Source organism: Streptomyces sp. NPDC041814 (genome assembly GCF_055590565.1).
In genome coordinates this window covers 949,160-962,173 of record NZ_JBVJAM010000002.1, presented here as the reverse complement: position 1 = coordinate 962,173, position 13,014 = coordinate 949,160, and the positions used below count along the sequence as shown (strand labels likewise).

The window sequence follows — 13,014 nt, the reverse complement described above, 5'->3', positions numbered from 1 at the left end:
CCCGACACGCGTTGATCAGCCGCGGTTGCCGCTGGGAACTTCGGTCGGGATACCGAAGTAGCTCCCCCTCAGCTGCTGGATCTGGCTGTCGTCCAGCGCTCCCTGGAAGGCCCAGACGTCGTCCACCGAGCCGGCGAAGTAGGTGCCGGAGGCATCGCCCTTGGCGCGGCCGACCTGGAAGGACTTCGAGGCCTTGAAGCTCAGGGCGTCGCCGGCCCAGGCCGCAAGGTCCTTGCACGCGGGGTCGTCCGACTGCTCGTCACCGTCCGCGTCCTCGCAGGGGGCGTCCTGCAGACTCCCGTTGACGTATAGGCGGATCTCCTTGGCGAACCCGTCGTAGACCACGGCGAGATGGTTCCAGTCGGTGACGCTGAAGAACTCGGTGCTCGCAGCGGAAGACACCGTGGCTGTGGATTCGTCCTTGTCCGGCAGGGACAGCTCCCACCGTCCCAGACCCTCGGGATCGTCCGGGTCGGGCTGGAAGCGGACGTCGAAGGCGCTGCGGTTGGCGCCTTCGGCACTCAAGGCGGCCATACTGTGGTCGGGGGTGGCGGCCGCTCGTACCCAGGCGGTCACGGTGAAGCTGGCGCTGGTGTCGACCGGCATGGTCGAGGTGGCGGCGTAGGCGCCGACACCATCGAGGTCGAGCCCGTGGTCGTCGACGCGACCCGTACCCAGCTGCGCGTTTCCGTACAGGCTCATGGGGCGGTTTTCCGGGGTGGCGTCGGCCACGGTGGGCGGTGTGCCGCTGGTGGCCTGTTCGAATTGCCAGCGGCCCTTGATGACCGGGCTCTGCCGGAACAGCTGCTGTACTTCCGCGGCCGAGACCGGCCGGTCGTACAGGCGGACGTCGTCGATGGTGCCGGGGAAGTTGTTCCCGATGCTGTCGCTGTAGCTGCCTGCCCCGATGAACATGGACTGGTCCGCGTTGAAGGCGCCGTGGAGGACCGTTGAGCCGGCGAGCGCGCCGTTGACGTACAGGGTGAGCGTGTCGGCGACTGTGTCGTGCACTCCGACCAGGTGCGCCCACTCCCCTGCGTTGACTACTTTGCCTTCGGGCTGCACGGCCCGGATGACGCTGGCGCCTTCGGTGTCCGACTCGTACTGGTTGAACGCCCATCGCTTGAGTGTCGAGGAGTAGTACAGCTCGAAGCCCGGCCGCTCATGTCCGGCCTGGGCGGCGATGATCGCCGCATGGTCCGGCGTCGATTTCAGCTTCGCCCATGCCGAGACGGTGAAGCTGCGCTGGGTGTTCACGTGAGGGCCGCTGGTCTGGCCCACCCGTGCGTATCCATTGGCGGTTCCGTCGAACTGGGCCGCCTTGCCCGACACACCGGAGGCGCCCGCGGTGACGCCGCCCTTGAAGACTGCCGGGAGGACGCCTGCACGGCCCCTGAGTACCGTGGTGTCGGCGATCCCGTTCTCGTCCAGGGTGTCGTCCATGGAGAAGGTCGTGCGAGCGGGGGAGCCGGGGTCGCCCACCGCCGCGTGGGTGTGGAGCTTGGTCACCTCGGAGGCCGAGACGCTGCGGTCGAAGAGCTGCACGTCATCGATGGCGCCCGGGAAGAAGTTCGACGCCGGACCGTCGTAGGAGCTGGCCCCGATGATCAGCCCTCGGCGGGCGTTCCAGGCTGAGGCCAGTGGCGTCTGGCCGACCATTTGGCCGTCCACGTAGAGCTCGATGCGCTTGGCCGCCTCGTTGTACGCGCCGACCAGGTGCGTCCACTTGCCGGCTTGCACGCCTCCGGCGGCAGGGGCCATGACTCGGGTGAGGCCGGCTCCTTGCGTGTCCGAATCGTACTGGTTGAATACCCAGCGGTTGTAGGAGGCGGAGTAGTAGAGCTCGAAGCCGGGGCAGTTGTTTCCTGGCTGCGCGGCGATGACCGCAGCTTTGTCCGGCATCTTCGACAGCTTCACCCAGGCCGATACGGCGAAGCCGTGGTCAGTGTCGAGGACCGGCACACCGGAATCGGCGTAGTCGTCCACGCCGTCGAACGCGACGGCCTCCTTCTGAACACCTGTCACACCGCGGGTCGGGCTGCCGTGCAGGGTTGCGGTGCGCTCGGGTGCCGAGCCGGTGGCCTGTGTCGCCCCTCCGTTGTCATCGAACTGCCAGCTGGCCCGCTCCGGCTGGCCGGCTTTCACCTTGAAGTGATAGGTGAACGGGGCGCTGACATTGCCTGCGGCATCCACCGCCTGGGCCGTGATGGTATTGATTCCCACCTTGGGTGGAAGAATCTTGATCGATTTCTCGGCACCGGCCGATGTCGTCAGTGTGTTCGTCGATGAAGGGTTGACGTTGATTCCATACCAGTACTTGACTACGTCGCTGGCGCCCTTGATCTGAAACGTTCCGTATTTCCCGATGCCGTCGAACCAGGGGTCGTTGTCTCCCATATCATCCGTCGACTGCGGGTAGTCGAGAGATGTGATCGTGGGGGTTGGTGGAGCATCCGGGTCGTAGGTGAAATAGCAGCCAGTCGCGCTGCCGGCATGGGACCAGGGTGAGTACTGGCGGCCGTCGTACACACGGACGTACCAGTTGATCTGGGTATTCTTCGGCAGCGTGGACGGGAGCGAGATGATGAACCGGTCTCCCGATGCCTTGTAGCTGGTCAGGGCAGGCTTCCACCAGTAGGTGTTGCCGTCATCGACCCAGTTGGCCTGGAACTGGACCGCGACCTTGTCTCCGTCAGGGTCGGTGATGTTGTTGGCGTAGATCTTGCCCAGGTCTCTGACGTGCGGCGGCGCCTTGTCGTACCGCGTGCAGGCACCTCCGTACTGCATCTCCAGCTGCGACATCTTGACCTGCTTCGGCGGCAGGTTGTACGTCACCGTCAAAAAGGCCTTGTCCGAGAACCGCTTCCACGCATACCCGTCCGATTCGCTGGCGGCACGCAGCCCGAACGTCATCGTGGACCACTTGCCCTTCGCCGCCTCCTGCACGGCCGACTTCACATCGAACTCGGCCTGCTTCGCCGCGCAGCCGTCGAAACCGTATGCGAAGGACTCGGACTTCAGTTTATCTATCCAGAAACCCGACGCGTTCTGAGAATTCCAGGTCGTGGAGGAAGAAATACCCTTGGTCCGCCACAGCTCGACGCTGCGGGGCGAGCAAGAGGCAGACCACGTGTTCTTGACACTGAAGACAGCCGAGATGATGTTCTTCCCCGCGAACGCCGAGGTCGTGATCCGGTAGAAGAGCCGCTTCGTGTCGTGCGGCGCGCAGTAGCTCCAGTCGCAGTATCCCAGCCCAGCAGTGGACTCACCGTTGAACTTCCACTGCGGCGACGACGCCCAGTACTGCGAAACCATCGTCCACGCAGCCGCGGAGTCCGGTGTACTAACCTGCGGGTCGATGAAGACCGGATACGTGGTGTCTTCGCCGCGAAGGACGTCTGCGTCCGGTGTCAGTACAAGCTCATCACCGTCCGCGGGAACATCCAGCCCCACCTCGGCCAGCTTGCCCGACTCGGTGGCCGCCGGCTCGTCACCCTCCTCAGATGCCGATGCGGCCGTCCGCGAGGCGACGCCTTCGGAAGCGTCGTCTTCAGCAGCTCCACTGGAGTCCCACATCATCGGCGTCGGCGCCTCGAAGACCGGCCCCTGGGCGCCCTTGTCCACCGCCTGGAAACCGCCGTCGTCCGTGCGGACCACGTTCATGCCCTCAGCCGACAGCTTGAGCCGGAGTTCGGACAGCTCGGGGTGCGCGGCTGCCTCTGCGGAATTGACAACCAAGAGCTGGGTATAGCCGGTCTCCTGAGCACCCATCCGCAGGTCGACACCCGGCAGAACGTCCTTGTAGGTAGCCGTCGCCCCGTCAAGGACCGGCTTCGGCAACGTGCCCGGCCACGTCAGGGCGAGCTCACGCCCTGCTCTGGTCATCCTCACGAGCGGCGCGTCGCCGCCACCGGAGAACTCAAGGCCCACGGCCGCAACCTTCGGCGCCACCGCCCCATCGGCGGCAACGGCCAAGTCCGTGTCAATAGCCTTCCACTGCCCTCCGACACGGGCCCGGACAGGCTGCAGGTACTGACGTGTCTGCAGGTTCCCCTCGGGTGTCGCGTAGACGTCACTCGACTCCCCACGCATGGACATCACCTCGACAGGCTTGCCCGTACGCCGGGCCTCGGCACGCGCGGCCTCCACGCTCATCTCCTCCGAAGAGGACTCGCCGCCCGCCCCAGAAACACTGCTCGACTCGGACTTGGCCGCAGGAGCTGCCGAAGCCACCGCCGGCGCCAGCCCAGCAACCACAGCCAGGCTCAAGACCCCGGAAAGCACACCAGCACTACCGCGCGTTCGCATACGCGCCCACATATCCCCACCCCAGAGAAGTCACATTGTGAAAATTCCCTAAAGACGGGAACCAGGCAGGACCTTAGACAGAGAAACCACAGGTCAGCACCTGGAAGAACCCAGGACGCAGGTAACAAACCGCCCACCACGTTTGTGTTCTGCATCACGGTTGCCTGATGTGATGCTCATACTTTGGCAATGGTTAGACACCGAGATCGCCAAGTCCTGTCAGCCCGCGCGCCGGCCGATGCCTCACCTGGCAGCAGCTTCCTAGTAGTTGACGTCCCAACAGCGACAGCGGTACTGGACGCGTAGTCGGGCAAGAACGGTGCCGGCCGAATAGGCCACGGATCGGCGGATGGCATCCGAACAGCGACGTATGTGGCTGCACCGCGGGAGAAGACGGTCGCTCTCGACGGCTTCCTCATGCGTGACCGGCTACGTCGTGACGTACGAAGTCGCCTCGTAGTGCAGGGCAGGGCAGGTGGTTAGGCTCCGGCCATGCCGGAGTACCTGCAGGTGACCGCGACGACGGAGACCAGGGAGCAGGCCGTCGTGCTCGTGGGGGCGGCGGTCGAGCAGAGGCTCGCTGCAGATGCCCAAGTCGTCGGGCCGGTGACCGGTGTCTTCCGACACGTCGGCGAGTACGGCACGGGCGAGGTGCCAGGTGCTCCTGAAGACGACGGCCGACCGGTATCCAAAGCTGGAGGCACCACCACGGCCACCCGGACCCTGGTGTCGCCCAGCCGGGTCACGGTCAGCCGGAGTCGCGACGCGCGTGCTGAATTGCTTTCGCCAGCAGCTCGCTGACGACGATCTCGGCGGCGTCGCGGACTCCGTCTAGATCCCAGGTGCCCAGGGCCAGGCCCACCATGCGCCGGGCGCAGCGTGCCGACTCCGGACGTCGTGGCAGCGTCTCTGTGTACGCGGGCAGCGGTCCCGTCCCGGTCTCAACCATGACGAGCGAACCAATCCTGCGGACGGCTGGGCCTCGGCCGGCCGTCCCCGCAGGGGTCGGCACCGCGAGGGCGGCCGGGGTCTCATACATCGTTCTCACCGCCCGAGCGGCCGGTAGCCCGTCGGCCCGCGCTGATGAAGGCGATGAGCGGGCGGGCTTTGCACAGCACCCCCGGCCCATCGAAGGGAACGACCCACCACGGGCTGCCGTCCTCCGGCGGGTCGATCAGGTCAGGGCAGGGGATGCGGAGCAGTGCCCGGTAGTCATGCGCCACCGACCCGATCGCCCGCCACCCCATGGCCGTGGAAGCCGTCACCATCACCGTGTACGCACCCTCACGGCCGAAGAGGTCAGGGCTGTAGAAGACGGGGCCGTCCAGGTGGTTCGCGAGCGGCTGCCGGCACGCGACCGGGTCGTCAAGGCCCAGCGCAGCATGGGCCAGGGAGGCCCGGACCACGACAGCGCCGAACAGGACGCCAGGCCGTAGCCATGTCCATCCCTGGGTCCGCCACTCGTCTTGGCTGCGGTGAAGGTCTGGGGCGGCGGACAGCAGCCAGTGCGCGGATGCGAGTTCGCGCTCTCGTCGGAGGTGCACCACTCCGTCAGCCGGTCTGCTCATGGCGTCGGCCCGCCGGGGATCTGCTGGTCACGCTCGCTCACGGCGACTCCTATCAGTCGTCGCCCCGGGCTGGCGGGCGTTACCGCTCCCGGGGCCTTCCGCGTACGAGAGTGGAGTTTCAGCGAATGCCGTGCGTCCCTGCACGGGGTATACCCATGATGGGTACGAACCGCTTTCGATCACCGTGCACACTCGCGTCAGCAGGAGGAGTGCCGCATGACCTACCAGCCGCCCACCGCCCTCCCGCGCGAACTGCTCGATGACCCTGACATGCAATGTGCGTTAGCGGGACACGACTTCGGAAGGGTGTTCCGGATCGCCCGCGAGCGGGCCCGGATCAGCTACTCCAAGATCGCCGCGGAGTGCGACATCAAGCCCGACCGGGTCGGAACGCTGGCGCGAGGGAAAGGACGGATTACCACGTTCGAGAAGGTCGTACAGATCGCGGACGCCCTACGTGTCCCCGGGCACATGGTCGGCCTTGCTCGCCGCCCCTGGGAGGTGGACGCCGATCCTGCCGGTACACCCCGCGCAGAGATCGGACCCCCAAGCATGCGTCGCCGCACCGTCCTCCAGGCCGCCACCAGCGCCGGCCTCGCCGCTGCCCTCCCGACTCTTCACCGGCCGGAGGCCCCCCGCCATATCACCGACACGGACGTCGATCGCCTTCGGGAGCGCACCGCCCGCCTCCGGCGCCTGGACGAGGTCCTCGGGGGAGGCGATACCTACCGCGTCTACCTCAGCGAGGCTCAGGCCACCAAGTCCCTTCTCCGACAGAGCAGTTGCACGGAAGGCGCGCGACGCCAACTCACCGGTCTCTACGCCGAGCAGACACAGCAGGCCGGGTGGGCGGCGTACGACGCGGGTCGCACACGCGACGCGGTCGCGCTCTACGAGGAGAGCCGCACTGCGGCGCAGGACGCACAGGACCCCGATCTCTACGGCAACAGCCTCGCGTTCCTCGCCTACTCCGTCACGGACGACCGGCGCACCGCCGTGGCGTTCGCGGAGGACTCCTGCGCCACCATCACCGCACGCACACCGGCCACCGTGCAGGCCCTGCTCTACGAACGGCTGGCCTGGGCGTGCGCCGTCGACGGCCGGGCCACCGGGACGGAGAAGGCCCTCGGCGCCGCCCGCCGGGCCCTTGAAGACGCGCAGGACGGCGAGCCTCAACCGGACTGGGCTGCCTGGGTCGACAACCTTGAGCTGGACATCATGACCGGCCGCTGCTGGACGGAGCTTGGCCGCCCCCTCCGCGCGGTCCCCGTTCTCACCAGCGCGCTCGGGGAGTTCGCCGACGCTCACGCCCGCGACAAGGCCCTCTACCTCTCCTGGCTCGCGCGCGCCTACCTCACCGCCGGAGAAGTCGAGGCGGCCGCCGCAATTACCAGCCGCGCACTTCAGCTCGCCACGGGAGTCGCGTCTATCCGGCCCCGGCAGCGGCTGACGCCTCTACTCGATTGCCTGCGCACCCACGCGGACATCGGCGAGGTACGCCAGGTTTTGGAACAGGCACAGGGCTAAGCCCCTTCCACGGAGTCCTTGATCCACTGCACGCAGCAGTCAGCGCCCTGAGTGATCGGCACGGCGCACACCTCGGGGTTGTCCCAGGGATGCTTGTCGAGGAGGTACTTCTCCAGCTCCGGGTACCGAGCCGCCGTCGTCTTCAGGATGACCTGCCACTCTTCACCCGTGCCGTACTGACCCAGGTGCCAGAAGACGCTGACGACGGGGCCCACGACCTGGGCGCCCGCCGCCAAGCGCGACTTCACGGCGCCACCTGCAAGGGCGACGGCCTGATCCCGGGTCTCGGTCGCGGTGGTCACCTGCACGCACTCAGTCATGAACGCGACCTTATGAGATGCTCTTGGGCTGGCGGAACCACACCTGCCCTGCTGCCGCCTCAGTCCGCGAGTGACCGTGACACGAACGGACCTCCTGGTAGCGCGACCCAGTCTTCACCGAAACCGCCTGAGCCCTCGGCATTGAGCAGTCGAGATCTGGAGCGGTGGCCCTGAGATCATCTAGGGATGAATCCGATCGAGCGTATGACTGACCACGACCTGCAGATCATCCAGGAGTGCCTTGACGCAGCAGTGAGCGGCCCGTTCTTCCCCAACTGGGAGTTCCACTCACTCATGGGCTTCACCCGCGACGAGATTGCTGCGGTCGCCGCATCCTGGCCTTCTCCACCGCTCGCCGGCACCGATGACGACGACGCCATCAACAACGTGCTGAACAACCTGGTCGGCTACCCGCATGGAGTCGAGTCCCGCTGGCACGAGTACCTCCCTGCGACTCGTGACCAGGTCGCCCAAGCGCTGGCCCGCTGGCGTGGCGAGGACATCGTCGATCAGGATCCGGGAGGCAATGGCGAGCGCTGAGCACCGCCGCTACTATCAATCGCCCCGATGTGTCCAGCTCTGGCGGCTCCGCCATCCCCATGGGGAATTGTGACCGCGAGGGCGGGGAACTCGGTGACGCTGGCCTTGAGGACGGTGGGGAAGTCCGTGACCGTCGACAGCGACGTCAGACCGGAGCCGCTGACTGAGGACGTGCAGCCGTTGTGAGACTCGGCCAGGCCGAACTGGATATGCGGCGGCAAGACAGCCCCGGTCACAGCGTCGGCGTATGCAGCGAGCGGCGAGACCCTACAACGCAGCCGGCAGGTTCACACGAGCCCGCCGCCTCCTGTTCCTCGATCCTCACGCCATTCGGGATGCGCCGCACCCCGGGTACTGCCCCAGCCCTCCAGCCCTTGGCCAGCAATCCCATACTTGAGTCCCGTCAGTCCCGCCGGGTGAGGGGTTACCCCATTTGACCTGCCTATTCTCGGTGCGGGACTGAACGGGGGCGAGCCCTCTGCGGGCCCGAAGCGGCTGCCACTGGCGGCCGCCCTTCGGTCTCACCTCCCGTACGTGGAGCGCCGCGCATGCACCGTCCTCGGCCGGACCGGGTTCTTCCGAAATTCTCCGGCACCTCGTGGTCACGTTTTGGCCCGTCGAGCTCCTTGTGCTTTGTGCGAGCGGCATGGCGCCGCCGTACGGGAGGTTTGCATGGTGCGGGTGCCTGATTTCGCCGCCGGTCCGGACTGGCTGGTGGGAGCGGTGTGGAGTGGCCGGTGGTGGGTGCTGGCCGGGTCTGTGGGTGTCCTGTGCTTCTGGGGAACGGCCCGGTGGTGGTGGCTGCGCCGGGCCAGGACGATGCTGCTGGAGCGTTCGGTGGTCGCGCTCGTCCCGGCGGTCGGGTTCGATCCGTCGCTTGAGGAGATCGACCGGCAGGCCGCGCGGCTCGCGCGGGTACCGGCTGTTGTCGGACGGGCCCCTCGGCGGGCGCTCGGCGTACGGATCCGGCTGTCGAGCACGGACAGTCAGCTCTCCTATCAGCTGGAGGGCCCGGCTCAGGCGGCAGAGCTCCTGCAGCTCCAGGCGTTCGCCGACGTCGACGTCGTCGACCCCTACGCCCACCATGCGGTGCCCCGCATCCACTTCGAGGGTGTGCCTCCTCTCCCCCGGCAGAAGCCCGTCGAGGAGGCGAGTACGTGAACATCCGCTTGGAGAAGGGCTGCAGGTCCTTCTTGGTGGGGCGCAGCGGCAGCGACGCCGCGCTGCGCGACGGGGACGGTGCCGTGTTCGCGGGCGAGGAGGTCGAGGAGGAGGGCTGGCTGTATGTCGCCCGGGCGGAGACGGTGCTTGCCCGGCCCGACCATCGCCAGCTGACGGCCGCCGCTCTGGCCCCGGACCCGCTGCAGCTGATGGCTTCCGCGTGTGCGCACGCGGAAGCTGAGCAGGGCGAGGAGGTCGAGCTCGTCGTCGACCTGGTGCCGGTGTCCGGGCCTCGTGTTGCCCGGTGGCGTCGCCGGCTGCTGAGGCGCGCACAGCAGCGTGGCCCCTCGGCGTTCGGTGAGCAGCTGACCGGTACGGAGAGCAGTGGGCTGGGCGGGCGGTGGTGGTCGAGCATGGCCGGTGGTCTGAGCGCCGGCGGTTCGACCGGTCGGGGCGGTGGCCGGGCCTTGCGCTCCTCGGATCTGGTGGCCGGGGTGGGGAAGTTCCTTCCGTCGGCCGACACCACCGTATTCGCCGTACAGGTCCTCCTTCGGGCAGTTGCCCCTCATCCGGCCCAGGCGCAGGGGCTGTTGCACCGGGGGATGGCCGTGCTGGACGCGTGGTCGGGTGAGAACTGGTGGCGGCCGCGGGGGCCGAGGTTCGGGGGATGGCATCCGTACAGCGATGTGTGGTGGCTGCGGCGGAGCTTCGACCGGCGTTTCGAGACGAGTGAGTTCGCGCCGCAGCGGCGTCAGTGGGTGACAGGGCGGGAGATTGCCGCGCTCCTCAAGCCGCCGTCGGTGCACTGCGCGGCGTCGAACGTGGTGCGTACGGGCGGTGTGGTGCCGGCGGCGCCGGCGCGGTTGCCGGAGTGGAGCGGCCAGAGCGGCGTCGTGCCGCTCGGACTGGTGACGGGGCCGGACGGGCGGGAGCGGCTGGGGGCGGTGCCGCAGGAGGACGTGCTGTTCGAGGCAGGTCTGGGGCGGTCGGGGTTCGGGAAGTCGGAGCACGCGCTGCTCCAGGCGCTCACCTTGGCATACGCCGGATTCGGGGTGTGGTTCCTGGACCCTCACGGGGCTGCGGTCCAGCGGGCACTCCCCTACCTGACGCATCCGGCGCTGGCGCACCGTGTGCTGCTGGTCGATGTGAGCGTGAAGGACCCGCTGGCACGGATCGGTGCGTGGAATCCGCTGTCGATGGAGGGGAAGGACGCCCACCAAATCCAAGAGGTCGTCGGCGCGGTCGTGGGCGGGCTCGCCTCGGCGCAGGGCTGGGGCGACCGGGCCCCGCGTGCGCGCGCGATCCTCTCCCATGCCGTGCAGGCCTTGGCGCACCTGTCGCTGCTGATGTGCGAGCAGGGGCGTCCTGATCTGCAGCCGACCCTGTTCTCGATCACGCGGCTGCTGACCGACGAGGAATGGCGGACCCGGGTCCTGGAGCAGCTGCCCCGGCGGCTTTCCCGGTTCTGGCAGCACACCTTTCCCCAGTACGAGGCAGGGGCGGTTCCGGTCGTCACGCAGATGCTGGAGCAGCTGGAAACGTCCGACTCGCTGCGCGCGTTCCTGGGCCAGCCGAGGTCCACCTACGACGTCCGGGCCGCGATGGACGAGAGCAAAATTGTCATGCTGCGGTGCTCCGGATCGGGCGGCGGGGACCAGATCATCACCAGCCTGCTGCTGTTCGACCTCTTTCTGGCCGGGCTGTCGCGTGAGGGGATGCGGCAGGAGGACATGGCGACGATGTTCGCGTTCGCGGACGAGCTGACCGCGATCGACGGTGCCTCCCGCGGCTACGTCGCCGCGATCCTTGAGCAGCTGCGCAAGTACGAGCTGAAGCTGGTGGGTCTCACGCAGATGGTGATGCGGCTGTCGGAGGAGACCCGGCAGGCGTTGATGCAGAACCAGTCCCTGCTGATCGCGACCGGCGCCGACCACAACGAGGCCGCGTTCGTCGCGAAGCGGCTCGGCGGGATCGACCCGGCAGTGACCGCGGTGAGATTGAGGCGGGCGTCCATGTCGAGGTTCACCTCACCGTATGGGCGTACGTGGGGCCAGAACAGCGGGGCGGGCCGCGCGTCGTGACCGTAGGTGCTCGCGGTTGGGGTCGGCCAAGGTGGTTCGGTAGCGGGGTGTGATGCGGTCGGCTGAGGGTTCAGGGATGCGGGAGTAGCGCTTGACGGTGTTCATGGTCACATTGGCCGAGGTCTTGACGCTCTGGGCGTCGAGAACGCAGGCGCTGGGCTCGGCATCGCGGCCTTCGGCCTTCCGGACCAAGTGCGCCCAGGCGCCGCCCGAACGTGGTGCTCGGCGACCGCGGCCACGACAAATACCGCCGCCTGGTGTGCAATCTTGGTGTGAAACCGCTGATCGCCCGCCGCGGGACCGAGCACGGATCAGGCCTTGGCACCCAACGCTGGTTCGTCGAGCGAGCCTTCGCCCACCTGCACTGGTTTCGTCGTCTGCGGATCCGCTGGGAGATTCGCGACGCCATCCACGAAGCCCTCCTCACCCTCGGATGCGATCTCATCTGCTGGCGGCGGTTGCGCGCTCTGCCAAGCGATGCCGTGAGTCAGTCAGCCGCCGCCAGTCGGTTGTGAATCTCCATGGCGGTGAAACTCCAACCGACCAGGCGCGGCCCGCTCCAGTTAATGCCGATCACGAGTCCGTCCCGTGCGGCGTCGGGCAGAACGTGCTCACACCAGGTGTCCAACGGCATGGATTCAACCCGTAGCCCGTTTCCCCAGATCTGCGCTGCGCGTTGAGCGCGGGCGGCAGTCGACCAGAACGGAAGACTTCGCGTGCCGCCCGCGGAGAGGTGGGTCGGGCTTCCGCCGTCATTCTGGACAAGCCAGACCACTCGGCTCTGGCGGACATCTCGGAAGAACGCTGCCGCTTGCGAACCGCTCTGACTCATGGGCACCGAGCCTACCGGCCCTCACCACTCATTTCGTTAGGAGTTCTTAGCGGCGACCTGCTGCCAGTCGACGGGGTGCAGGGCCGTGCCGCGCCAGCCGCACGCTCCGCGCAGCGCGGCCGCCCGCATAGCGTTGCAGGTGCGGCCGGCCTAGACCCACCAATCGCTGGTCCCCTGGGAGTGGGTACCGCTGCCCAGATCGAAGAACGCCGGCTTCGGCTCCGTTCCATCCGCAAGCCTCGCACCGGGACGCCCCCGGTGCGAGGCCGAACTCCTCAGTGTGCCAGTCGAACTCGGTGCAGCCCGTGCGACGCGAAGCGCTATACGCCGCTGTGAGGGTTCGACAGGACCGCGGTCGCCGTCCAGCCCGGAAGCGCTCAGAGCGGCGCGGCGGGCCGCACAGCGCCGGGAAGGATCATGCGGGCTGCGGGGGTGACGAACGCGGTGGTGAGCCCAGCCCGACCGTGCAAATGCTGCGCACCAGAACCACCGACCGACCATCCGCATCAGCGCGATCTTCGCCGTGCTGGCCACAGGCTGCTGCGCACCCATCAGGTCAGGCGCTGAGCGAGGGTCTCGCAGTGCGCCATCGACGTGGCCGCCACTTCGAGGTCGTCTTCCGCCGTGGCCCGGCACGCCACACTCATCCCCGCCAGCATGTTCTGCAGCGGGCTGTC

9 protein-coding genes and 2 pseudogenes are annotated in these 13,014 nt (G+C 67.6%); 5 read left to right on the top strand and 6 right to left on the bottom strand.

What is annotated here, in order from left to right; all coding sequences use genetic code 11:
• Positions 1 to 15: 15 nt before the first annotated feature.
• From ACZ6C6_RS09625 to ACZ6C6_RS09615, 3 genes are all read right to left on the bottom strand, one after another.
• Positions 16 to 4,155, bottom strand: a complete 4,140-nt coding sequence (locus tag ACZ6C6_RS09625) for a LamG-like jellyroll fold domain-containing protein (RefSeq protein WP_469200787.1) — start codon at positions 4,153 to 4,155, stop codon at positions 16 to 18.
• Between the two features lie 901 nt (positions 4,156 to 5,056).
• Positions 5,057 to 5,257: a hypothetical protein gene (locus ACZ6C6_RS09620; protein ID WP_469200786.1), complete on the bottom strand. Its 201-nt coding sequence runs from the start codon at positions 5,255 to 5,257 to the stop codon at positions 5,057 to 5,059.
• Between the two features lie 82 nt (positions 5,258 to 5,339).
• The gene (locus ACZ6C6_RS09615; protein WP_469200784.1) at positions 5,340 to 5,714 is read right to left on the bottom strand and encodes a hypothetical protein; all 375 of its coding nucleotides are present in this window, start codon (positions 5,712 to 5,714) and stop codon (positions 5,340 to 5,342) included.
• 378 nt (positions 5,715 to 6,092) lie between these two features.
• On the opposite strand from ACZ6C6_RS09615, the gene ACZ6C6_RS09610 reads away from it, so the two are divergent.
• A complete protein-coding gene (locus ACZ6C6_RS09610) occupies positions 6,093 to 7,403 on the top strand; it encodes a helix-turn-helix domain-containing protein (RefSeq protein WP_469200782.1) in 1,311 nt (436 codons plus the stop codon).
• Here the strand turns inward: ACZ6C6_RS09610 and cutA are convergent.
• Positions 7,400 to 7,723, bottom strand: a complete 324-nt coding sequence (gene cutA, locus ACZ6C6_RS09605) for a divalent-cation tolerance protein CutA (RefSeq protein ID WP_469200780.1) — start codon at positions 7,721 to 7,723, stop codon at positions 7,400 to 7,402. The two genes, ACZ6C6_RS09610 and cutA, sit on opposite strands and share 4 nt — an antisense overlap.
• Positions 7,724 to 7,909: 186 nt before the next feature.
• Between cutA and ACZ6C6_RS09600 the strand changes: the two genes are divergently transcribed.
• The 3 genes from ACZ6C6_RS09600 to ACZ6C6_RS09590 all read left to right on the top strand — a co-directional run bounded on the left by ACZ6C6_RS09600 (position 7,910) and on the right by ACZ6C6_RS09590 (position 11,505).
• The gene (locus ACZ6C6_RS09600) at positions 7,910 to 8,263 is read left to right on the top strand and encodes a hypothetical protein (protein WP_469200778.1); all 354 of its coding nucleotides are present in this window, start codon (positions 7,910 to 7,912) and stop codon (positions 8,261 to 8,263) included.
• 672 nt (positions 8,264 to 8,935) lie between these two features.
• Positions 8,936 to 9,424, top strand: coding sequence for a hypothetical protein (locus ACZ6C6_RS09595; protein ID WP_469200776.1), 489 nt, complete (start codon positions 8,936 to 8,938; stop codon positions 9,422 to 9,424).
• Positions 9,421 to 11,505, top strand: coding sequence for a type IV secretory system conjugative DNA transfer family protein (locus tag ACZ6C6_RS09590; protein ID WP_469200774.1), 2,085 nt, complete (start codon positions 9,421 to 9,423; stop codon positions 11,503 to 11,505). The genes ACZ6C6_RS09595 and ACZ6C6_RS09590 overlap by 4 nt, the downstream gene beginning before the upstream one ends.
• Before the next feature lie 108 nt (positions 11,506 to 11,613).
• Here the strand turns inward: ACZ6C6_RS09590 and ACZ6C6_RS09585 are convergent.
• Positions 11,614 to 11,712: pseudogene (locus tag ACZ6C6_RS09585) on the bottom strand (IS5 family transposase); the annotation flags it as partial.
• Between ACZ6C6_RS09585 and ACZ6C6_RS09580 the strand changes: the two are divergent.
• Positions 11,703 to 12,020, top strand: a pseudogene (locus ACZ6C6_RS09580) (hypothetical protein); the annotation flags it as partial. The pseudogenes ACZ6C6_RS09585 and ACZ6C6_RS09580 overlap by 10 nt on opposite strands.
• On the opposite strand, the gene ACZ6C6_RS09575 reads toward ACZ6C6_RS09580, so the two are convergent.
• The gene (locus ACZ6C6_RS09575) at positions 11,993 to 12,337 is read right to left on the bottom strand and encodes a DUF2750 domain-containing protein (protein ID WP_469200772.1); all 345 of its coding nucleotides are present in this window, start codon (positions 12,335 to 12,337) and stop codon (positions 11,993 to 11,995) included. The pseudogene ACZ6C6_RS09580 and the gene ACZ6C6_RS09575 sit on opposite strands and share 28 nt — an antisense overlap.
• Between the last annotated feature and the right edge of the window lie 677 nt (positions 12,338 to 13,014).